The 22,756-nt window shown below is 60.4% G+C and carries 20 protein-coding genes; 10 read left to right on the forward strand and 10 right to left on the reverse strand.

What is annotated here, in order from left to right:
* Window positions 1-181 precede the first annotated feature (181 nt).
* Window positions 182-871: a phosphoribosyltransferase gene (locus LJD17_RS03890; RefSeq protein ID WP_227382814.1), complete on the reverse strand. Its 690-nt coding sequence runs from the start codon at window positions 869-871 to the stop codon at window positions 182-184.
* A 135-nt stretch (window positions 872-1,006) separates the two neighbouring features.
* On the opposite strand from LJD17_RS03890, the gene LJD17_RS03895 reads away from it, so the two are divergent.
* A complete protein-coding gene (locus LJD17_RS03895) occupies window positions 1,007-2,176 on the forward strand; it encodes a M20 aminoacylase family protein (protein WP_227382815.1) in 1,170 nt (389 codons plus the stop codon).
* A 4-nt stretch (window positions 2,177-2,180) separates the two neighbouring features.
* Here the strand turns inward: LJD17_RS03895 and LJD17_RS03900 are convergent, their stop codons facing one another.
* The 9 genes from LJD17_RS03900 to LJD17_RS03940 all read right to left on the reverse strand — a co-directional run bounded on the left by LJD17_RS03900 (window position 2,181) and on the right by LJD17_RS03940 (window position 11,971).
* Window positions 2,181-3,968: an adenine deaminase gene (locus tag LJD17_RS03900; RefSeq protein ID WP_227382816.1), complete on the reverse strand. Its 1,788-nt coding sequence runs from the start codon at window positions 3,966-3,968 to the stop codon at window positions 2,181-2,183.
* Window positions 3,965-4,894: a nucleoside hydrolase gene (locus LJD17_RS03905; protein ID WP_227382918.1), complete on the reverse strand. Its 930-nt coding sequence runs from the start codon at window positions 4,892-4,894 to the stop codon at window positions 3,965-3,967. The genes LJD17_RS03900 and LJD17_RS03905 overlap by 4 nt, the downstream gene beginning before the upstream one ends.
* Window positions 4,895-4,901: 7 nt before the next feature.
* On the reverse strand, window positions 4,902-5,930 hold the full coding sequence (locus LJD17_RS03910) for an ABC transporter ATP-binding protein (RefSeq protein ID WP_227382817.1): 1,029 nt from the start codon (window positions 5,928-5,930) through the stop codon (window positions 4,902-4,904).
* Complete coding sequence (locus tag LJD17_RS03915) at window positions 5,923-6,702, reverse strand: ABC transporter permease (RefSeq protein WP_227382818.1); 780 nt, start codon at window positions 6,700-6,702, stop codon at window positions 5,923-5,925. Before LJD17_RS03915 ends, LJD17_RS03910 begins: the two co-directional genes overlap by 8 nt.
* On the reverse strand, window positions 6,699-7,526 hold the full coding sequence (locus LJD17_RS03920) for an ABC transporter permease (protein ID WP_227382819.1): 828 nt from the start codon (window positions 7,524-7,526) through the stop codon (window positions 6,699-6,701). Before LJD17_RS03920 ends, LJD17_RS03915 begins: the two co-directional genes overlap by 4 nt.
* A 95-nt stretch (window positions 7,527-7,621) precedes the next feature.
* Window positions 7,622-8,644: an ABC transporter substrate-binding protein gene (locus LJD17_RS03925; RefSeq protein WP_227382820.1), complete on the reverse strand. Its 1,023-nt coding sequence runs from the start codon at window positions 8,642-8,644 to the stop codon at window positions 7,622-7,624.
* 7 nt (window positions 8,645-8,651) lie between these two features.
* Window positions 8,652-9,719, reverse strand: a complete 1,068-nt coding sequence (locus tag LJD17_RS03930) for a LacI family DNA-binding transcriptional regulator (protein ID WP_227382821.1) — start codon at window positions 9,717-9,719, stop codon at window positions 8,652-8,654.
* Between the two features lie 140 nt (window positions 9,720-9,859).
* On the reverse strand, window positions 9,860-10,786 hold the full coding sequence (locus LJD17_RS03935; RefSeq protein WP_227382822.1) for a ribokinase: 927 nt from the start codon (window positions 10,784-10,786) through the stop codon (window positions 9,860-9,862).
* A 132-nt stretch (window positions 10,787-10,918) separates the two neighbouring features.
* On the reverse strand, window positions 10,919-11,971 hold the full coding sequence (locus LJD17_RS03940; protein WP_227382823.1) for a LacI family DNA-binding transcriptional regulator: 1,053 nt from the start codon (window positions 11,969-11,971) through the stop codon (window positions 10,919-10,921).
* Between the two features lie 229 nt (window positions 11,972-12,200).
* On the opposite strand from LJD17_RS03940, the gene LJD17_RS03945 reads away from it, so the two are divergent.
* From LJD17_RS03945 to LJD17_RS03985, 9 genes are all read left to right on the forward strand, one after another.
* A complete protein-coding gene (locus LJD17_RS03945) occupies window positions 12,201-13,274 on the forward strand; it encodes an ABC transporter ATP-binding protein (protein WP_227382824.1) in 1,074 nt (357 codons plus the stop codon).
* A 67-nt stretch (window positions 13,275-13,341) separates the two neighbouring features.
* Window positions 13,342-14,601, forward strand: a complete 1,260-nt coding sequence (locus tag LJD17_RS03950) for an ABC transporter substrate-binding protein (RefSeq protein WP_406600757.1) — start codon at window positions 13,342-13,344, stop codon at window positions 14,599-14,601.
* A gap of 65 nt (window positions 14,602-14,666) precedes the next feature.
* On the forward strand, window positions 14,667-15,605 hold the full coding sequence (locus LJD17_RS03955; RefSeq protein WP_227382825.1) for a carbohydrate ABC transporter permease: 939 nt from the start codon (window positions 14,667-14,669) through the stop codon (window positions 15,603-15,605).
* A gap of 15 nt (window positions 15,606-15,620) precedes the next feature.
* Entirely contained in the window at window positions 15,621-16,460 is an 840-nt protein-coding gene (locus LJD17_RS03960; protein WP_406600751.1) for a carbohydrate ABC transporter permease, read from the forward strand.
* 13 nt (window positions 16,461-16,473) lie between these two features.
* Window positions 16,474-18,207, forward strand: a complete 1,734-nt coding sequence (gene araD / locus LJD17_RS03965) for an L-arabinonate dehydratase (protein ID WP_227382827.1) — start codon at window positions 16,474-16,476, stop codon at window positions 18,205-18,207.
* Between the two features lie 7 nt (window positions 18,208-18,214).
* The gene (locus LJD17_RS03970; RefSeq protein ID WP_227382828.1) at window positions 18,215-19,021 is read left to right on the forward strand and encodes an HpcH/HpaI aldolase family protein; all 807 of its coding nucleotides are present in this window, start codon (window positions 18,215-18,217) and stop codon (window positions 19,019-19,021) included.
* Between the two features lie 49 nt (window positions 19,022-19,070).
* Window positions 19,071-19,952: an SMP-30/gluconolactonase/LRE family protein gene (locus tag LJD17_RS03975; RefSeq protein WP_227382829.1), complete on the forward strand. Its 882-nt coding sequence runs from the start codon at window positions 19,071-19,073 to the stop codon at window positions 19,950-19,952.
* A gap of 14 nt (window positions 19,953-19,966) precedes the next feature.
* The gene (locus LJD17_RS03980) at window positions 19,967-20,731 is read left to right on the forward strand and encodes an SDR family NAD(P)-dependent oxidoreductase (protein WP_227382830.1); all 765 of its coding nucleotides are present in this window, start codon (window positions 19,967-19,969) and stop codon (window positions 20,729-20,731) included.
* A gap of 9 nt (window positions 20,732-20,740) precedes the next feature.
* Window positions 20,741-22,753, forward strand: a complete 2,013-nt coding sequence (locus LJD17_RS03985; RefSeq protein WP_227382831.1) for an alpha-glucosidase — start codon at window positions 20,741-20,743, stop codon at window positions 22,751-22,753.
* Window positions 22,754-22,756: the final 3 nt, after the last annotated feature.

The following is a 22,756-nucleotide window of genomic DNA, read 5'->3' on the forward strand; positions in this document are numbered from 1 at the left end:
TCTTGATATGTAACTTGATCGAGTTGAGTTCCCTTTTCTTGAAGCTTAGCTTCACAAAAAGTGTTTCATTCTAGTTGTTCTCTAATGAATACCAGCTGAAGATTTTTGCTGACTTGAATTTGGAGCTCATTGGGACAAGGGAGCATAAATCCGCATGCCTTACTGCTCTTGCTGCCTGTCGTCAGTGTTCAGGTAGCCATCCGTTTTCAGCCGTGCGTTTGAGAAGCGGGGTTCTCAGGACGCCGATCACACGTTCCGGGCAGTCAGGGCCGAAGGTTGAAAGTTTCTCGCGCCATCGTTCCGTCTGCAACATAGCTGCGCCGATTGCCACAGGCGTAACACCGCAACGCGCAAGAAGCTCGATCGCCGCGGCCATAGACGTGCCGCTGCTGATCACATCGTCGACGAGGAGAACACGTCGGTTCTGGATAAGGGGCAGCATTCTAGGGTCGACATAAAGGCTCTTCTTGTGCCCAGGACTCGTGATGGACACCAAGGGTACGGACAAGTCGTCACGATACCAGAACTTGCGGGATGTTCCGAGAGGGACATAGCGCGAATGCCCCAGGTACCTTGCTACACCTCGCGCAAGCGTGAGGCCGAGGGTTGGCAGCCCAACCACGACATCCGCCTCATGGATCGAAGCCTTCTCGGCAAGGGCCCGGCATAATGCATCTTCAACCTCGAAGCTGGCCTGATTGATGATCAGAGATGCAAGCGCATGTTGTCCATTGGCCAGCTCTCGGATCGGAAGCAGCAATTGCCGGCCGTTATCGAACTGCGCTGGAAAGAAGCCGTGGTGTCCTCCGGGAGGGTGTTGGTCGAATGTCCCTGGAGCGTGAGTCTCTTGCCAGAAGTCGTGAGGGCGCATGCAATTTCTCTACGGGCGCATCAGTGCTAAAACGTCTATAAAGACTCCATGATTCATTCGCCAGAGCCGACGTTTCTATCGGCTTGCGCCCAGTGAGCAGACATCCTGAACACGGATCCTAGAGGTTAACGCGCCATGTCACTCGTCGATCTGGACAGAGATGAACTTGAATTCCTCCGGAATCTGCGACGGGACCTCCATGCTCATCCCGAGTTGGGCTTCGAGGAGACGCGCACGAGCGAGATCGTTGCGTCGATTTTATCCGATGCCGGGCTCGAGGTGCATCGCGGCCTTGGTCAAACCGGAGTTGTAGGGACGTTACGGGTCGGAAATGGCCCCCGCGCCATCGGCTTGAGGGCGGATATGGATGCCCTTGCCATGCCCGAAACGGCGGAGCGTCCTTATCGATCACGTCATCCTGGGAAGATGCACGCATGCGGCCATGACGGGCACACCACGCTACTGCTCGGTGCTGCTCGGCATCTCGCAAGAACACAGCGATTCTCCGGAACCGTTCACTTTATCTTCCAACCGGCAGAGGAGGGACGTGGGGGCGCAAGAAAGATGGTGGAAGATGGCCTCTTCAGCCTGTTTCCCTGTGATGCCGTCTTCGGCCTCCATAACATGCCCGGTTTGGCGACGGACGAGATGGCCGTCGTTGCAGGACCTCAGCTCGCCTCGTCGGATAGTTGGTTCGTTAATTTCAAAGGAACCGGCACTCATGGGGCAAAGCCTCATCTCGGAAAGGATCCGATTACCGCGGCGGGCTATTTTCTCACGTCACTGCAGACGATCGTCGGCAGGGTTGTCGATCCCCTAGAGCCTGCCGTCGTCAGCGCCTGCTCCGTTCAGGCCGGAGATCCGAAGGCTCTGAACGTTATTCCTGATAGTGTTCATATCGGCGGAACCGCGCGTGCCTATTCGGCTTTCGTGCGCGCTCAGCTCGAGACGGAGATCGAGCGTCTTGCCCGAGGTGTCGCTCATATGTTCGGAATTGATGTGGAATACGAATTTCGCCGCCGCATCCCGCCCGTCGTGAACGATAGAACGATGACGGAGCGAGCCTTTCAGGCCGCGCAAGCCGTGTGCGGAGCAAAGGTGCTGAAGGACTTTCCTCCGTCCACGGCAGGCGATGATTTCGCGTTCTTTGCCGAGGCTGTTCCCGGCGCCTATGTCTGGCTTGGAAACGGATCGGCAATCGACGGAGCCTTGCACCACAATACGGCTTACGACTTCAACGACGATGCCATTCCGACAGGCGTCTCCTTTTGGGTTAGGCTCGTCGAGCAGGAACTGTCGTCATAGGCCATCAGGCCAGGACTTCGAGAACGGGTGATTCAAGAACGCTCTTATCCGCAACGTCCGCGATGCCCCGGTCTGTTTGATGAGGGCCTGCGTTGCAGGCAAGTGTCGCTCCAAAACAGGCCTTGAATACGAGATAGGGCGGTTGCCAGGGGGCGATGCGGTCCATCGCCGCGCGAAGCGCCTTGAAGCCATCGGCGACCTGCGCCATCTCGGCGTCCGATACCAAGCCGGCAATAGGAAGCTCGAGGACGGCATCGAGTTTGCCACCCGAGGCGACCGCCATGCCACCGCCAGCAGCGATGACCGCATTAGCCGCAAGGCACATGTCGCGAGGATTGCTGCCGAACACTGTCAGATTATGACTGTCATGGGACACGGTCGTGCAAAAGGCGCCTGTCCAGTTACCCCATCCTGTGAGAATGCCAACGCGCGGGACGCCGGGCATCCGACCATGCCGATGAACAACCGCAATGAAGGTCGAGTCGCTCGGGGCCATGACACGCCCCTCATGGACCTCCGCGATCGTCTCTCCCCAACGGGTAAAGCGGGGACGGTCGATCGTGGCAACTCTCACGCGTTTCCCCTCCGCCGGAATCGTGAAATCATTTTCCGTCAGAGCAGTCAGTTTCATCGTACGGCGAAGGCTGTCGCCTGGATGATCCGGCATGGTTTCTGTCATCACGCCGCCAGCAGCAACCTGCCGGCCGTTCGCCAGAACATGGCGCGCCTTGAAGTCTTTGAGATCCTCAAACACCACGAGATCCGCCCGGCGTCCGGGCGCCACGAGGCCGAGATCGTTCCGTCCCAGGCGGCGGGCTGCATTCAAGGTTGCAGCCTGCAACGCCCATTCCGCAGGAAGTCCGTAGCGCACGAGCCGCCGCACGACGTCGTCGAGACCGCCGCTGTCGTGCAGGTCATCGGGAAATACATCATCCGTGCAGAGCGTCACCGTCTGCGGCAGATGGCCGAGCTGGTTGAGAGCAGCCACGAATTCAGGCAGCAAATGGTCATGCGATCCCCGCAACTCGATCGTGAGGCCGGCTCGCAGCTTGGTCATCAGATCGTCCGCGGAAATCAGCTCATGGTCGGAGCTGATCCCGGCAGCGATGAAAGCGTTCAGATCCGTGCCGGAAAGGCCGCGGGCGTGCCCGCAGACCAACTTGCCGGAATCGAGTCCTGTCTGAACGATCCCCGTCATGCGCGGATCACGGTCGATCACGCCGCGCATGTTCATAACTTCCGCAACACCGCCGATTTCAGGCCAGGCCAGCATGGTCTCCAGCTCCGCCGGACCGAAATCCGCTCCGGCGGTTTCGAGGCCCGGTGCCGAGGGGACACAGGAAGGAGCAAGAGCGATCACCCGCAAAGGCAATGGGCCTGAGGCATCGATTGCCCATTGCACCCCCTCGAGGCCGCTGACGTTGCCGAACTCATGAGGATCCCACACGATGGTCGTCACACCGCGAGGCAGCACGGTTGCCGCATAGGTTCGCGGCGTCACCATCGAGCTTTCGATATGCATATGGGTGTCGATGAGGCCGGGCGAGATAAAGCAGCCTCCCGCGTCGAGCTCGGCGGCGGCGCGAAGCGAATCGTCGGGCTCGTGCACGCTTGCGATAAGCGGCCCAACGAGCCCCACATCCGCGAGGCGCTTCTCTCCCGTCACCATATCGACAAGCGTGCCGCCTTTGATCAGCAGGTCAAAGGGCACGTCCCCGCGGGCGGCCGCTACGGCGCGATCACGCAAGGACCGTTCATTGAGGTCATGGGGCTCTTGCCGGTGAGCTTTCATCGCGACGCCTCCTGCCGCAAGGCTTCAAGAATTAATGTTCGTGCTGCCTCGATGTCGATCTCGTCCGCCACATGAGCATTGAAAGCCGCATTGTAACGGATATCGACGATCGTCCGCCCTCGCGTGTGATACCCGCCGAGTTCGGCCTCGATGCGGGCTGGCCGGAAGCGAACGAGATCCGGTCTGGTGAAGGCGACCGCCGCGATAGGGTCGTAAAGGGCCATGGCCGGACGGCGGCGCTGAATCGCGATGTCGATGAAGCCTTCGAGCATATCGGCCAGCACCGGCGCGTTCCTGCCTTTTGCTTCGCGGATCGGGCCGACGGCGGAAGGGGCGACAAGCACCTTGCGGCAGATATCGAGATCGACCATCCGAAGCGGGAGGCCGCTCGCGAGAACGATCGCCAGGGCTTCCGGATCCGCATAGGCGTTAAACTCCGCTGATGGGGTATGGTTACCTGCGGTTACGCCGCCGCCCATCCAGACAATATCTTGAATCCGTGGCGACAGATCGGGACGGGCTAGCGCCAAGGCGGCAATATTGGTCAAGGGGCCGAGGGCCAGGATGCGCCGAGGAGCGCCATCTTCTGTTGAGCCTTCAAGCCAGCGGGACATCGCCAGAAACGCGTTGCTTTCCGGCAGCATCTCCGCAGGATCAAAGCTCCGTCCGACAGTCGGAATGCCGCTCGCGCCCAGAACATTCTGGGCCGTGTCGGACCCTCCAAGGACAGAGGTCGAACGCCCCGTATGAACAGGATGGGACCATCCGAGAGCCTTGGTGGCGCGCGCGGCGTTGTCCTTCACCGTTTCGAGCGGAGCGTTTCCAAACACCAAGGATATGCCGTCAATCGGCAGGCCCGACTGTTCGACGACCATGATCGCCAGAATGTCGTCAAAGCCCATGTCGGTGTCGATCCAAACTCCCATCATGGCCTCACGCAAACCGCGACAGGCGGGCGGCGCCTTCTATCGGCAGGTCGAACGGCACGGCTTCGCCTATATCATAGGAGGATCCGGTGGCATCGGCTTCAGCCTTGATGATCCCGAGAGGAGTGTCCAGGAGATATTCCCGTGTCCGGCCGGCAAAGGACGTACCCCGTACCGTTCCCTGGTATGGCCCCAGGCCCATTTGAACAGCAATGGGCCGCCAGGCAAGTCCCGCCGCTCCAACCGGAGCCGGACTGGATAAACCCACAAGGCCTCGGGGTGTCTTCAAGTGCCCGTTTTCCAAGGCGAAGACATTCTCGAAGCCCACGAAATCGGCCACGAAGGCCGAGGCCGGGGCGTTATAGATCTCCTCTGGGGTTCCGATCTGCTCGATATGCCCGTCCCACATCACGACGATCCGATCGGCAAGCGCCAAGGCCTCGCCCTGGTCGTGCGTCACGAAGATCATGGTGATCCCGCTTTCCTTTTGCACGCGCTGCAACTCGGCACGCATCTCCAAGCGGAGACGGGCGTCGAGGTTCGACAGCGGCTCATCCAGAAGCAGGACTTTCGGGTCCATCACCATGGAGCGCGCCAGGGCGACACGTTGCTGCTGCCCCCCCGAGAGTTCCGCCGGCTTGCGATCCGCGAAGCGGCTGAGGCCAACGGATTTAAGCCCGTCCTGCACACGCTTCTGCAGTTCACCGCCCGGGATTCTCTTCAACCGAAGCCCGAAGGCGACGTTCTCAAACACCGACAGGTGAGGAAATAGGGCATAGGATTGAAACACGAGGCCTACGGCACGCTTGTTGGCAGGCATCCGCGTAATGTCGGCGCCATCCAAGAGGATTTTTCCGGAGCGGGGCTTCAGGAGACCTGCGATCGAGCGCATCGTGGTCGTCTTGCCGCAACCCGACGGTCCCAGCAGAGCAACGAGCTCTCCCCGCCCGATGCTGAGGTCAAGGTCCTTGATGGCAGGCGTATCCCCATAGGCGAGGGTCAGCCGCTCGAGGCGAAGGAAGGATGCATCAGACATAGCGGGAGAACCCTAGGAAGCGTTCGGCAAGAAAGACGATGCCGATGGACATGAAAGCAAGGAGAGCGGACAAAGCCGCCACGGACGGGTCATAGGTCGTCTCGAGATAAGCGAGCATATCGATCGGAAGTGTGCGGATCCCGGGACCCGAGAGGAAAAGCGAAACCGGAACCTGATTGAAGCTCGTCACGAAGCCCAGAATGAAGGCGGCCAGAATGCCGCCCCGGATGTTCGGAAGCACAACCCGGATGAATGCTCCGAGGCGTGAGCATCCCAAGAGGACGGCAGCCTCCTCGATGTCGCTGCGGAGATTGGCCATGCTGGCGGACACGACGCGTACGGCATACGGCAGAACAAGGGCCGTATGAGCAAGGAAGAGGGCCAGGGTCAGGTTGAAACCGAAAGGGATGACCAGATAACGAAGAAGGGCCAAGCCGACGACGATGCCCGGGACGATGATGGGAGCCGATACGATCGTCCGGATCGCTTCTCCGAGCGGTAGCTTATACCTGGCGAGCGCATAGGAGACCGGAGTGCCGATCACGAGCGCCGCCAATGTGCCGAAGATCGCCAGCATCATCGACATGACGAAACTCGACCGGAAACTCTCGATTTCGAAAACCTTCAGCACCCACTTGAAGGAAAAGCCCTGGGGCGGAAAGGCCAGCGTCTCGCCGGCCGAGAGAGAGGCCGCAACGATGATGAAAAAGGGTCCGATCAGGAAGATCATGACCACGGCCAAGATCGTCGTCGATAGAATGCGGGAGGTCATCGCTTGGCCCTCGCTGTCGCCAGACGCTTCAGGAGAAGATTGGCGGAAAAGCTCATGATGATCAGGATCATTGCAATGACGCTGGCCGATGCGAAGTCGTTGGCGATCGTGACCCGCTGATAGAGCAGGGTCTCAAGCATCAGGACCTTGGAGCCACCGAGAATGGCCGGGGTGATGTAAGCGGTCAGGGAGCCCGTGAAGACCAGGGTGCCGCCGATCACCAACCCTTCCTTCGTGAGCGGAAGGATGACCTTCCAGAACACTTGAAGCCAATTTGCTCCCAGAACGCGAGCCGCTGCGATCGCGTCGCGTGGCATATTCTCCAAAGCGCTCACGAGTGAAATGATCATGAGGGGAAGGAAGAGTTGCAGGAGCCCGATAAAGATGGCCGTTTCAGAGAACAGGATCCGCAAGGGACCGTCGGTCAGCTCCAGGGCCTCCAGCGCTTGGTTGACGATCCCTGTGCGCCCGAGGATCACGATCCAGGCATAGGTGCGGGCAACCGGCGAGATCATCAATGGCAGGACGATCAGGCCGATCATGCGACCGCGGCCTTTTGCCGAAAGATTGACGATGCACAAAGCTGCCGCGTAGCCGATGATGGCCGCCGCGACCGTCACCAGGACGCCGAGTTTGAGCGTGCGGATGAAAACGGTCAGATTAAGCGGCGTCGTGAAGAAGGATACATAAGGGGCTAATGACCAGCCTCCGGCCGGCCGGATCCCTTCCGAGAGGAGGATCAGGACAGGCGCAATGAAAATGATCGCCGCGAAAAGCGTGGCCGGCAGGACGAGAGCCAGGGATTCGGCTCGGTTCTGAAACATGAGTGTTCAGTCCGTGAGAACGTGCGGAGATCCGCCGGGTGGGAGAACGATCCTTGCTGATTGCAAGGATCGCTCCGTCGAGATGAGAGTCCGCCTTACTGGCCGACCTTGGCGTTCCACTGCGAAATCCAGCTTTCGCGATTGTCGAGGATGGCATCCGCCGGTTGGAGATCGAGAGATTTCGCCGTCTCCTCGCCGTAAGTCAGGTTCTCCGCCACTTTCGGATCAAGCTTGACCTCCTTGTTGGCCGGGCTGTCGATGAGACGCTCCGCCAGCTTGGTCTGAATCTCGGTCGAGAGCCAGAAATCCATGAACTGGTAGGCGAGATCCTTGTTCTTGGCGCCTTTCACGAGAACCATGACGTTCATCCCCCCGGTCTGGCCTTCCTTCGGGGTTGCCCATTTGAGGGGCATGTTCATCTTGGCAAAGCCTTCCCAAGCGAAGCGGCCGATGGGGGCTGCCCAGATCTCTTCCTGCTGCATGAGCTGCGTCAGCTGGGAAGAGCGGACGTAGAACGTCACGAAGTCATCCTTGTGTTCGGCCACTTTCTCGATCGGCGCCTTCAGGTCCGGCGTATTCTGGCCCATGGCCTTGCCGATCATGTAGAGCGTCGGAGGGCCTTGGTTGGTGGTCACATTCGGAAATGCCACCCGCCCGGCGAGTTCTTTCGAGAAAAGATCATTCCATGAATTGATCGTGACCTTATCGGACCGATACACGATCGATGTGGCATAGAACGTATAGCCGACACTCAGGTGTCCGCCGATCGGATCCTTAGCAATGTCATAGAGCTTGTCATAGTTGGACAGGCGGGAAACGTCGATCGGCTCGATCAGGTTGGCCCGCGAGGCTGCGAGAGCATCCGGGGTCGCCACCACGGCCATGTCGATCACGGGTGCACTCTTGTTGGCTTCGAGCTTGGCCAGGCGCTCGACGCTGTTGCCCGTTTCCACGACAACCTTGCAGCCGCATTTTGCCTCGAAGGGGTCATAAAGAATGGTCTTGAAGGCGTCCTGGGCGAAACCATAAACCGAGATGACGAGCTTGCGCTCTTGAGCCTCTGCCGAGGCCGAACAAAGCAGGAGCGCGGTGCTTGCTGCGAGCAGAATCTTTCTCATGACTGATCTATTCCTTCCGGGCATGAATATCGGCGGACGGCGCTGGGCCGCTCGACTGACGGACGATAAGGTGCATTGGAACGCTTGATGTCTGCGCCTTTGCGGGACTATGCGCGAACAAGCTGCCGTTCTCGGTTTCGCGAGGATTGCTCGCGGATGCTTCGATATCTCGCAAAAGGCTCTCAACCGCGATTTCCGCGATCTTCGGCATGTCCATACGCATGGTCGTCAAGGATGGGGTGACGACCGAGGACCACATCATATCGTCAAAACCCGTGACGCTCGCGTCCTCCGGGACACGGATCCCGGCTCTCTGGAGTTCCATCAGGACACGCAGGGCGTGAAGATCCGACACGGTGCAAAATGCCGTGAACCCCCGGCGCACCAAATCGGCGACACCAAGATCGCAGCCTTGCCCGGCATCGTGTTCGATTTCGTCAATCCAGAGCGTATCGGTAACGGCCGATCGGGGCAGCGACGAGCGAATACCGCCGATTCGATCATTCTGAACATTGGAATTCGGGCTGCCGCCGATCACCGCAAACCGGCGGTGGCCTTGGGTAAGCAGGTATTGCGCAATCTGCTGGCCGCCATTCCAGTGATCGGCCGCCACGGTATTTCCTGGCGTCGAGGGACTGTCGATGACGGCAACTGGCCTGCCAATGTCACCGATCCTCGTCCCACGGCGTGGAACGATGATCAGCCCATCCGCACCCCGTTCCAACAAGCGGTTCACCGCATCGGTCTGTGCGGCAATGTCGCCGCGGGAATCTCCGATCAGAACTCCGTAGCCGGATTTCGCCGCTGCATACTCGATGGCCTGCGCCAGCTGCGGGAAGAGGGGATGCGCGATATTGGCCAGCACGAGGCCCAAGACGCCGCTCCGCCCCGTGCGCAGGGCCTTCCCGGTCATGCTTGGGATATACCCGACTTCGGAGGCTGTTTTCCTGATCTTCTCGATGAGATCCGCCGACACGCGCCCCTTGCCCGAAAGAGCATTTGAAACGGTCGCGACGGAAACGCCGAGCGAGGCGGCAATATCGCTTAGATTCGGGCGGGGCCGGAGAATGGACACATTCGGGCGCTGAGCTGATTAACCGTTTAATCACTACTACGCGAAACGATAGCAATGTCGAATCCTATTTTTCGCTCATCCTGCGATCAATGGACCTTGTGTCATGTAGCAACGTTTCTGTTCGGGCCCGACGGCAACGTCTAAATCTCTTCGCGCCAGGGCATGCCACCTTGCGCCCCGAGAGCCATGCAGGTTCGTGAAGCGGCAAGGCATGCGCGCTCCATGGCCGCTTTGATCGGCAATCGCTCCGCGATCCCTGCGGCCAGCACGCCGACGAAGGTGTCGCCGGCCCCCGTCGTGTCGAGAGGCTCGATTCGAGGAGCATCCGCATGAATGCGCTCACCGTCCTGAAGGAATGCCGTGGCACCCGAGGCTCCCGCCGTCACCACACAGGTCAGCCGGAAAGTCCGCGCCAGAAAGGATGCCGCATCCTCGTGACCGTACGTTCCCGTTTTGCCCGCGCCCCCCGACACGACGAGCGCCTCGTGCTCGTTGACGATCAAAACATCCGTGACGGACATGATCTCATCAATCCGTCGCGCCTGATCGTCCGTAGGAGCCGGTGCGAGATTCCAGACGATTTGCGCCCCAAGGCTCTTCGCCCATCTGGCGGCAATCAGGTTTTGCTCGAGCGACACCTCCATTTGGAGCACGAGGACGACTGGCGAGACGGCGTGCTCCGTCAGCTCCGCCGCATGCAGCGCCATGTTGGTGCCGCTGGCGACGGTAATGGCATTCTCGCCCTTGCGATCCACGGTGATAAAGGCGCAGCCTGTGGGTTCTGGAAGGACAGCAACGAGATGCGTCGCAACGCCATTGCGAGCCAGATTGTCGAGGCATGATTGGCCGAAAGGATCGTTCCCTACCGCTCCCGCCATCAGAACATCAATTGTCGTCCCTTTCGCGACGCGAGCGGCGGCGACAGCCTGATTGGCACCCTTGCCCCCGAAAAAGCTCTCGGCTTTCGGTGAGAGAACGGTTTCGCCGGGTCGCGCAATCGTTTCGACGCGTGCGACCAGATCCATGTTGATGGAGCCGAAAACCAGGATCGTCGTATCCGCTGTCATGGGCTGAACCCCCGCCGCTCGAGATAAGGACTTGCGACGGTTCTGGCTCAGAACCGTTCACCCGTCAAAGGTCACTCAAACCGGGATGCAGTGTCCGAGCCGGCGAAAAATCTCCAAGGGATTCATGGCGGTTCAGCTGCTGCACCGCTCGATCAGGACATGGCCCGTATCGATTATCGCAGGAAGAGGAGGTGCCGCGGCCCGGATTCGGCTCAGGATGAGACGCGCGGCCTCCTTGCCGATCAGATCTCCGGACGGACGGATGGTTGTCAGCGACGGTATGCATGAGGCACTGAAATCGAGATCGCCGAAGCCCACCACCGATATGGCATCGGGAATCGCGACCCCCAGGCGCTGACACTCAAACAGAATGCCGAGGGCGATCCAATCGTTCGAGCAGGCAATTCCATCGAGCTGGGGGTTTTGCTGGAGCGACCGATTGAGAAGAATGGCCCCGGCCTCGACGGTTGCCGCTCCCGGATGGTTGATGACCGACCAGGAGGCCGCCTGCCCCTTCCGGCAGGCTTCTTCAAAGCCTTCTGCTCTCTGCGCGGCTCGGTGGTCTTCCTGCATCCTGGCGCCCAGAAAAGCCAAATTCCGGCGGCGCTTCGAGAGAAGGTGTTCGGCCGCCGAGGCACCGACCCGTGGGTGGAGAAACCCGACAGCCATATCCAGAGGATCGCCTCCAAGCTCCCACATCTCGAGCACCGGAATGCCACCGGCTTTCAGGAGCTTTCGGGTATCTCGGCTGTGACTGAGGCCCGTCAGGACGATCGCGGCGGGGGCCCAGGAGAGGGCGGTGCGAACCAGGGCCTCCTCCTGCTCTTTGTCGTATTCCGTATGTCCGAGAAGGACCTGAAGTCCTTCCGAAGTCAGTTCTGCCTGAAGAGCCGATACGGTCTCGGCAAAAAAGGCATTGCGAATGGATGGGACGATAATGCTCACGACGCGGGACGACGCCGCCGCCAAGCCGCCCGCGACGAGATTGGGCACATAGCCGAGGTGGTCAATGGCGCGGGCAATTTCACGGCCGGCGGCCGGGGACACCGCATCGGGCTTGCGAAGGTAGAGGGAAACGGTCGACGGCGAGACCTTGGCGAGCTTGGCCACGTCCGCCATCGTGATCCGCTGCATCTTGCGCCTTTTGCGCGGAACGCGGTCCTTTCCAAGGTCGTCTGTATCCACCAACACCCTCTTTTCGTAGCGCTGTGAAGAGATATGAATAAGATCATGGAATGAATTCATCATAATATCAATGCTTTAAACCACTCATACTAACCATAATGGGCGATTTGATCCCCCTTGTCGTCATTTCATCGTAGCGCTAAGATGCTCGAAATGAATGAGCCGGCCAACGAACGGGCCTGGCTCATCGCCGCTTTTTTCAAAGCGGAGCGATGTTGAGGGAGTGAACATGTCGTCGGTCAGCTTTCGTCGGCTTGAGAAGGCTTATGGTCCCTTGCGAATCGTGAAAGGGATCGACCTGGAAATCGCCGACAAGGAGTTCGTCGTCCTTGTGGGCCCCTCCGGCTGCGGTAAGTCCACAACCCTGCGCATGCTGGCCGGACTGGAATCGATCAGCGGCGGCGAGATCCGTATTGGCGAGCGCGTCGTGAACAAGCTCCCGCCGCGGGAGCGCGACATCGCCATGGTGTTCCAGGATTACGCCCTTTATCCGCACAAGACCGTGTACGACAACATGGCTTTCAGTCTGAAAGTTCGCGGAGTGCCTGCTTCCGACATCAGAACGCGGATCACGCAGGCTGCGGACATGCTGGGAATTGGACAGCTTCTCGACCGTAAGCCGTCCCAGCTTTCCGGGGGGCAGCGTCAGCGCGTGGCCATGGGGCGCGCGATCGTCCGCCGCCCTCAGGTCTTCCTGTTCGACGAGCCCTTGTCGAATCTCGACGCCAAGCTGCGTGGACAGGTTCGAACCGAGATCAAGCGTCTCCATCAGGCGGTCGGCACCACCATCATTTACGTGACGCATGATCAGGTGGAGGCCATGACCCTCGCCGACAGGATCGTCATTCTCAAAGGCGGCGAGATCGAGCAGGTCGGAACGCCCGACGAGGTCTACAACAAGCCCGCGAGCGTCTTCGTCGGAGGCTTTATCGGATCTCCTGCCATGAACTTCGCGAAAGCGCAGCTTCAAGGCGGCAGGCTGAAATTTGAGGGCGGAGCAGATATTCCGCTCAATCCGGGAGTTGACGTCAAATCCGTTGCGCTTGACGGGCGGGATGTCGTGGTCGGCATCCGTCCGGAGCATTTCAGCGCGGCCGGGCAGGGCGCGACCTTGTCGGGGCGTGTCCAGGTCGTTGAGCCCTTGGGCTCCGATACGTTGATCCACTTTGCCGTGGGATCTTCAACTCTCACGGCTCGCGTGGTGCCCGAAATGAGGCCCAGCCCCGGCGAAATCCTGGAAATCGGCGTCGATCCATCCCGCGTGCATATCTTTGATGCAGGAACGGAGCGTGCTCTGCACTGAGGCCACGACGAAACGACGAGATGCCGGCCAAGGACCGGCATTCAATGGTTCCCCTATGGAGGAAATGATGAAGCTGAATCGATCCCTGACTCTTCTGCTCGCGGGGGCGGCCATGACGCTGACGGCATCCGCAGCGTCCGCGCAGACCAACCTGCGTGTGTTCGTCTCCAGCCAGCATCGGCCGGACGTATGGCGCAAGGCCTTCGATATGTACGAGGCCAAGAACCCGAGCGTGAAGGTCACAATCGAGACCGGCGGCAACACTTCCGAAGCGCAGGCGCAGTATCTGAATACAATCATGACCGCGAAGGACGCGTCCCTCGACGTGATGATCCTCGATGTCATCCGGCCGGCACAGTATGCTGCGGCAGGGTGGACGGTGGCTTTCAACGATGTGATCGGCAAGGATGCCGACACTTATATGAAGCGCTACCTTCCGGCCTATGCCGAGGCGAACACCGTGGACGGCAAGATCGTCGCCCTGCCGGCTTTCGCGGATGCGATGTTTCTTTATTATCGCAAGGATCTTCTCGAAAAATACGGCATCGAGGCTCCCAAGACATGGGATGAGCTGACCGCCGCGGCCAAGAAGGTCATGGAAGGCGAGAAGGATCCGAACCTTCAGGGACTTTCCTTCCAGGGCAAGGCCATCGAAGGCGCGGTGTGCACCTTCCTGTTGCCTTACTGGAGCATGGGCAAGCAGTTGGTATCCAACGGCAAGCTGAATTTCGACCGTGAAGCCGCGGTGAAGTCCCTTGCCATGTGGAAGGGCTTCGTCGACCAGGGTGTCGCGAAGAAGAATATTTCCGAAGTCGCGACGGACGATACGCGAAAGGAATTCCAGGCCGGCAATGTGCTGTTCGCTGTGAACTGGTCTTATGCTTGGGGTCAGTTCCAAGGTGCGGATTCCGCCGTAAAGGACAAGGTGGGCGTCGTTAAACTGCCGGCGGTCAAGGGCGGCGAGCCGGCTTCCTGCCTCGGCGGTTGGGAATGGGGCGTGTCCGCCTACTCGAACAACAAGACGGAAGCTCAGAAGTTCGTCCAGTTCGCTTCGAGCCCGGAAGTCTCGGAATTCATGGCGATCAATGCAGCTCTGCTGCCGCAGTTCGGCGAAGTCTATACCGATGCCGACGTCACCAAGGCCGTCCCGTGGTTCGCAAGCGCTCGCCCCGTCGTCGAAACCGCGAAAACCCGCCCGGTGACCCCCCGGTATAACGAAGTGAGCGATATCATCCGCACGACCGTAAATGCGGTTCTCGCCGGCACCTCGACGCCGGAGCAGGGCGCCGAGCAGATGGAAGGCCGCCTGCGCCGCGTTCTCCGCTAAAAATCTCAATCGTCATGGACGGCGTCTCCCGCCGTCCATGATTCACGAAAGATGGGGTTGCGACCATGGCTGTTGCCAGCAACACAAGCCCGATGATCAGAAAAAGCGAGAGCGCCTCCCAATGGTGGACGCGCTGGCTCGATCCCAGCGAGCGCACGCTGGCGGTTCTGCTTCTGCTGCCTGCGGCGCTGTTGCTGTCGCTGATCATCGTCTATCCTGTTGTCCGGCTTGTGTGGACGAGCTTCCAGAACCTTTCCCTCACCTCCGGTGTGCCGGCAAAATTTTCGGGTCTGGAGAATTATGCCCTCATGCTCGAGGATCCCATCTTCTGGGAAGCGACCTGGAACACGGTGCTGATCACATTGATCACCGTACCGGGGGCCCTCGTTTTCGGCCTGGCCCTCGCGCTGATGGCAAACCTTCCCTTCAAGAGAAAGTGGCCGGTCCGCCTGTCGCTCCTGATCCCGTGGGCGCTGCCGCTTTCCTTTGCCGGTCTGATCTTTGCGTGGTTCTTTCACTCCGAATACGGGGTCGTGAACGATATCCTGCGCCGGGTCGGTATCTCGGGAATCATCTGGTTCAACTCAGCCGGCTGGGCGTTCGCGGCAATCTGCCTCACGATCATCTGGAAGACCTCGTCCTTCATGGCTCTGATCATCCTGGCCGGTCTTCAGACAATCCCGCGCTCGCTTTACGAAGCAGCCGACGTGGACGGGGCCGGGCGTCTTCGCCAGTTCTTCGAGATCACCTTGCCGCTTCTGAAGCCGGCCATCGTCGTTGCGCTCATCTTCCGGACGATCACGGCGCTCCAGACCTTCGATATTCCTTTCACGATGACCCGTGGCGGGCCTGGCACATCGACTTCGACTTTGGCCATGTATATCCACCAGAACACGGTCGACTTCCTCGATCTGGGCTATGGCTCCGCGCTGGCCGTCGTGATGTTCGCGATTTCCATGTGCGTCACGACCGTTTACCTGCGCATGATCCGCACGAAGGGGTGACCAATGGCCTCCACCATGTCTGAACGCCCCCCCTTTCTCACAGGCACGCCGCTGCGGGTCCTGGTTGGTCTCGTGCTGGTCGTGAACGGGATGTTTCCGGCTCTCTGGATCCTCTTCACCTCCCTGAAGGCCGAAAACGAGCTGATGCTGAAGCCGATAACCTGGCTGCCGCATGCGCCGACCCTGGCGAACTATCTGCGCGCATTTACGGATCAGCCTCTTCTTCTGTTCTTGTTCAACAGTTTCATGGTGGCGATCCTTTCAACCGCCCTGACCCTCTTCATATCGGTGCTCGCAGCTTATGCCCTTGCCCGCCTCCACATCCGCGGACGGGATCTGATCCTCTCTGCGATCATCGCCGTTTCGACCTTTCCCCTCGTCACGCTGCTGGTTCCCTTGTTCGAGATCATGCGCACGCTTGGGCTTCTGAACACCTGGACTTCGCTGGTTCTGCCTTACACGGTGCTCAGCCTGCCGGTTTGCACTCTGATCCTGGTATCGTTTTTCGAGGGAATTCCACGGGACCTTGAGAACTCCGCCATGATTGACGGCTGCACTCGCCTCGGTGCGCTCTTCAAGATCGTGGTTCCGCTCTCGGCTCCTGGCGTGTTCACGGCGGGAATTCTGGCCTTCGTCAATTCCTGGGACGAATTCCTCCTCGCCTTATCGTTCAACTCCAACCCGCAGTTGCGCACGTTGCCGGTCGGGATCACCCTCTACCAGGGCGAGTTCGCTTTCCCGTGGCCGGTTATCTCGGCAGCGCTCGTGGTCGGCATCGTCCCGGTCGCTGTGCTGATCGTGATCTTCCAGGAGCGGGTCGTCTCCGGATTGACGTCCGGCGGCATCAAGGGCTGAAGGAGAAACGACAATGACCCGCAGGACAATCGGGGAGCTGCGCAGCCAGCGCTGGTACGCGTCCGACGACATGCGTGGCTTTGCCCACCGCCAGCGGACCCAGCAGATGGGGATGCGACGCGAGGAGTTCCTGAAAAAACCCGTCGTCGCCATCATCAACACCTGGAGCGACCTGAGCCCGTGTCATTCGCACCTCCGGGACCGCGCCGAGGCCGTCAAGCGTGGCGTATGGCAGGCCGGGGGCTATCCGGTGGAGCTTCCAGCCCTGTCGGTCGGCGAGGTGATGGTGAAGCCGACGACGATGCTCTACCGCAACTTCCTTGCGATGGAGACGGAGGAGCTCCTTCGGTCCCATCCCATCGACGGGGTGGTTCTGCTCGGTGGCTGCGACAAGTCTACGCCGGGTCTCCTGATGGGCGCCATCAGCATGGACCTTCCGGCCATCTACTGCCCCGCAGGGCCGATGTCGAACGGCCAATGGCGAGGCCAGAAGACAGGCGCCGGGACCCATACCAAGAAATATTGGGACGAGCTGCGCGCCGGGAATATCACGCAAGCCGACTGGGTAGACCTCGAAAGCCGAATGACCCGCTCCATCGGCACCTGCAATACGATGGGCACCGCCTCCACGATGACCTCGATCGTCGATGCGATGGGACTCACCTTGCCGGGAGCGTCCTCCATCCCCGCAGCCGATAGCGGCCACCCGCGCATGGCGTCCGCCTGCGGGGAGCGGATCGTCGAGATGATCTGGGATGATCTGACACTGTCGAAAGTTCTGGACAGGCGAAGCTTCCAGAACGGACTGGTGGCCTACATGGCGCTTGGCGGCTCCACCAATGCGGCGGTCCATCTTATTGCCATGGCCCGGCGAGCCGGGGTTTATCTCACCCTCGACGAAATGTCGGACATGGCCGGAAAAGTGCCGGTCTGCGCCAACCTCTTTCCATCGGGCGAGTACTTGATGGAGGACTTCTATTTCGCAGGCGGCCTGCCGGCCCTTCTCAAGAAACTTGAGGCTTACCTGGCACTCGATGCGGCGACCGTGAGCGGTCGCACGCTAGGCGAGAGCCTTGTCGATGCGCCCTGCTGGAACGACGATGTGATCCGCGGCCCGGATAATCCGGTCGTGCCCCTGTCGCGAGGAAAGACGCTGGCGGTTCTCCGGGGCAATCTCGCGCCGAACGGCGCCGTGATGAAGTCATCGGCGGCCAATCCGAAATTTCTCAAGCATGTCGGCCCTGCAATCGTTTTCGACAGCCCGGCGGAGATGAACCGGCAGATCGACGATCCGTCCCTGGATATTACCGAAGACAGTGTCATCGTCCTGCGCAATGCAGGCCCGGTGGGAGCACCGGGCATGCCTGAGTGGGGCAATCTGCCAATTCCCAAGAAGCTGCTGAAGCAAGGCGTGCGCGACATGGTCCGCATCTGCGACGGGCGCATGAGCGGGACCCATTACGGCACCTGCATCCTGCATGTGGCCCCGGAAGCCGCCGTGGGAGGGCCTCTGGGCCTGCTCAAGACCGGTGATCTCGTGGAACTCGATGTCGAAGCAGGCCGGCTCGACATGCGCGTCGACGCCGACGAGCTCGAGCGCCGCCGTGCCGCCTGGAAGCCGACGGCCCCGGTTTACGGCCGCTCTTTCGCCGCACTTTATCAGCGCCATGTCTCCCAGGCCGATCAAGGATGCGACTTCGATTTTCTGAGCACCCCTGGCCCTGTGGTGGAACCAGCAATCTTCTGAGGACGACATGATCGACATTGAAAATCGCTTCAAGCGCTGGCTGAAAGGCGCAGGTCCGCGTCCACCCTATGGGACATGGCTGATGGCGGCAGCGCCCGCGACTGCGGAGGCTCTCGGCTATACGGGCTTTGATTTTCTGGTCGTCGATATGGAGCACGTTCCTATCGAGGTCTCGGATCTCGCGCAGATTCTGCGGGCCATTGGCTGCACGCCTGCCGACGCGGTGGTGCGTCTCGCCTGGAATGATCAGGTTCTCGTCAAGCGCGTGCTCGATGCGGGTGCGCAAACGATCATGGTGCCGTTCGTGCAGAATGTCGACGAAGCGAGACAAGCCGTTTCTTTCGCCAAGTACCCTCCGACCGGAGTACGCGGCGTAGCGGCCGTTCATCGCGCCTCACGTTTCGGGCGGGCCACGGATTACCTGAAGCGGGCAAACGACGAAGTCGCCGTCATTGTCCAGCTCGAAACCCCGGAGGCTATCGAGCGGCTGCCGGAAATCGCATCTGTTGAAGGAGTTGACGCGCTCTTCGTCGGCCCTGGTGATCTGTCCGCTGCCATGGGACATATCGGCAACATTGCTCACCCTGAGGTCCAGGCGCTGATCGAAAAGGCGGCTCAAGACGCTCATGCGGCCGGTAAGCCTGTGGGTATCGTGGGGCCCAACCCCGACATGGTGCGCCGCTTCGTCGGCTATGGCTATGACTTTGCGGCCGTCGCGTCGGACATCGCCATGATGACCGGACGTGCGTCCGAATGGCTTGGCGCTTTGCGGGAAGAACCGGTACAAACCACGGCTCCTGCGGCAGCGTATTGACGTTGGCGACAGGCTGTTCGCAAACGGTGAAATTCAGCAAGGCCATAGCATGAGCATGATTGTTGCCCTCGATCTCCGAGCCGAGCTTGGAGAATGTCCCATCTGGTCGGTGCATGAACAGGCTTTGTTCTTCGTCGATATCAGAGGCCGGGCACTTCACCGTTTCGATCCGGCAACCGGTGATCATCGCTCGATAGCGATGCCCGAGGAAATCGGGTGCATGGGATTCGTGAAAGGCGGGGGCTTTGTCGCGGGCCTCCGCTCCGGTCTATGGCTGCTCGACGCCGAGGGGCGCGTCTCGAGAAAACTGGCAGACAATCCGGAAGACCAGCGCACGAGCCGATTCAACGATGGGCGGGTTGACCCTGCCGGACGTTTCCTGGCCGGAACCGTCGATGAGCCCAAACAAGGCGGCAAGGCGCATCTTTATCGGTATGACAGCCGTGGTCTTTCGGCGATCGCGGGCGGTTTGCTGACCTCAAACGGGGTCGCTTTTTCACCGGACGGGCGGTTCCTGTATCATTCCGACACTCCCACCTTCACCGTAAGGCGCTATGCCTATGATCCCGCAACGGGCCACGCTCATGATCCGCAAGTGTTCGTTCGCTTGAATCCGACCGATCATGACAAGGGCCGGCCGGATGGAGCGGCGGTGGATGCGCAGGGGTGTTACTGGACGGCTCTCTTCGAAGGCGGGCGTATCCAGCGTTATGCGCCCGACGGACGCCTTCTCGCCGAATATCCGGTCCCGGCCCGATGCCCGACGATGGTGGCGTTCGGAGGGCCGGACCTGAAGACGCTCTTCGTGACATCGGCCCGGGCGGGGCGATCCGACGAAGAGCTGGCGGCACTGCCTCATTCAGGAAGTCTCTTCACCATGGAGGTGGAGGTGCCGGGCCTTCCCGAGTCCTTCTTTGATCCCAGCGTCTGACATTCGAGGTCCCGATGCCGTTCGACTACCAAACAGTCCAGTACCGCTCCTTGTCGGATCGGTCCGTGGTCATTTCCGGCGGCGCATCCGGCATCGGCGAGGAAATGGTCCGTGCTTTCGCCGCACAGGGATCGCGCGTGTCCTTCTTCGATATCGATGCCGAACGGGGTAAGGTTCTGGCCGCGGAAACCGGCGCATCCTTCTATGTCTGCGACGTCACCGATATTCCGCTCCTGCGCGGCACGCTCGAGCGGATCGAGGACGAACACGGTGGCATTGATGTCCTGGTCAACAATGCCGGTAAGGATGATCGGCACGCGATGGCTGAGGTGGAGCCGGAATACTGGCGGCGGGCGTTGGCGCTGAATCTCGATCATCAGTTTTTCGCCACGCAAGCCGTCACCCGAACTATGGCCGCGAACGGCCGCGGGTCGGTCATCATGCTGGGTTCCATTTCGTGGATGCGGGGGCGGCCCGGAATGGTGGGCTATACAACCGCCAAGGCTGCGATCAACGGCATGACCCGGACCCTTGCGCGCGAACTCGGACCATCCGGAATTCGGGTGAACTGCATCGTGCCCGGTGCCATTCTCACCGAGCGCCAGGAAAAGCTCTGGTTGACGCCCGAGTTCAATCAGCAGTTCTTGGATCTGCAGGCCCTGAAATTCCGCCTCGATGCCAGCCATGTGGCAAAGCTGGCCCTTTTCCTGGGATCGGACGAGAGCGCGGGCTGCACCGGCGCCAATTTCATCGTCGATGCCGGTCTGACCCAGAACTGAGATATCGTCATGATCGCATTGCATAGTGATGGTTTCGATCTTGTCGTTGGCGATAAGGTCATCATCCGGCATCGCTCGGAGGATCCATGCCTCTTCGTCGGGCGCGGCGATGCCAGAATGGACATGTACCGGGGCAATTTCGACATCGAAGATTATGTGGTCGAGCGCGTGGCCTTACGGCATGTTCAGGTCACGGAAATGGACGAGACGCGGAGCCTTGCCTTCGCGCCCGAGCCTGGGCAGCCGGCGCGGATCGTCATCACGATCTCAGGCAAGGGCGAGGATCTCGTCGCATCCTTCAAGAGCGCGGATCCCGGCATCAATCGCATCTGGTTGCGGATCGCAGCCGGTCCGGACGAACACATGTGGGGCGGCGGCGAGCAGATGTCGTATTTCGACATGCGCGGCCGCCGGTTTCCCTTGTGGACCTCGGAACCAGGGGTCGGGCGCGACAAAAACTCGGAGATCACCTTCAAGGCCGACGCGACCGGGAAGGCCGGGGGCGATTATTGGAACACCAACTATCCGCAACCGACCTATCTGTCGTCCCGGCGCTATGCTCTCCATGTGGAAACGACGGCCTATTCCGCCTTCGACTTCCGGCACCAGGATTTCCATGAGATCGAAATCTGGGCGGTGCCGGATCGGATCGAGTTGACGGCACGCTCGACTTTCATGGCTCTCGTGGAGGCGATGGCCGAACGCTTCGGCCGCCAGCCGCCCTTGCCAGAATGGGTCTATGGGGGCGCGATCATCGGCTTGAAGGACGGCGCACGCTCGTTCGATCGCCTGGAGACGATCCTTCAGGCCGGCGCGAAGGTGTCGGGTCTCTGGTGCGAGGACTGGGTCGGACTGCGCCATACATCGTTTGGGGCACGCCTGTTCTGGGACTGGCAAGCCAACGAGGACCGCTATCCGAGCCTGCGCCAGCGAATTGCCGAGTATGAGGATCGCGGTATCCGGTTTCTCGGGTATGTGAATCCTTATCTGGCCGTCGACGGACCGCTCTTCCCCGAAGCGGATGCCGCCGGGTACTTCGCCAAGGATGCGAGCGGCGGCACGGCCCTCGTGGATTTCGGCGAGTTCGATTGCGGCGTGGTCGACTTTACGAATCCTGACGCGGCGGCATGGTTCGCCGAACGGGTCATCGGGCGCAACATGATCGATTATGGTCTTTCAGGCTGGATGGCCGATTTCGGCGAGTATCTCCCCATCGACGTGCACCTTGCGAACGGCGTCGACGCCACGCTCATGCACAATGCCTGGCCGACCCTTTGGGCGGAGGTCAATGCGCGGGCCGTGGCGAGTCGAAACAAGACAGGAGAGATCCTGTTCTTCATGCGCGCCGGATATACGGGCGTCCAGAAGCACTGTCCGCTCCTGTGGGCGGGCGATCAATCGGTTGATTTCACGCGGCATGATGGCCTCGTGACGGTTATCTCCGGCGCTCTCTCGTCAGGCCTTCTCGGCAACGCCTATCATCACTCCGATATCGGCGGATACACCAGTCTTTTCGGCAACGTGCGCACCGCCGAGCTCATCATGCGCTGGGCGGAGATGGCCGCTTTTACGCCGGTCATGCGGACGCATGAAGGCAACCGCCCACGGGACAATCTTCAGATCGACCAGGATCCCGAAGTGCTGGCCCATTTCGCCAGGATGACGCGGATCTACGTTCACCTCGTGCCCTATCTCAAGTCTCTCGTGTCGGAGGCGAGCGAGCGCGGTCTCCCGGCGCAGCGCCCCCTGTTTCTCCACTTCGAGGACGACTTGCGCACCTATGCCCTTCAGGAGTCCTATCTTTACGGCGCCGACCTGCTCGTGGCGCCGGTCTGGCAGGCCGGACTATCCTCGTGGACGACCTATCTGCCGAAAGGCGCCGAGTGGGTCCACGTGTGGTCGGGTCAATCCTTTCCCGGGGGGGCGGAGGCAACCGTTGCGGCCCCATTTGGAGAACCGCCCGTCTTTTATCGGTCCGGCTCGCCGTTCGCCGCTCTCTTTGCGGACCTGAGGAGCCTTTAGGGC

The sequence above is a fragment of the Microvirga rosea genome (assembly GCF_020595095.1).
In the GTDB taxonomy this organism is placed as follows: Bacteria; Pseudomonadota; Alphaproteobacteria; order Rhizobiales; family Beijerinckiaceae; genus Microvirga; species Microvirga rosea.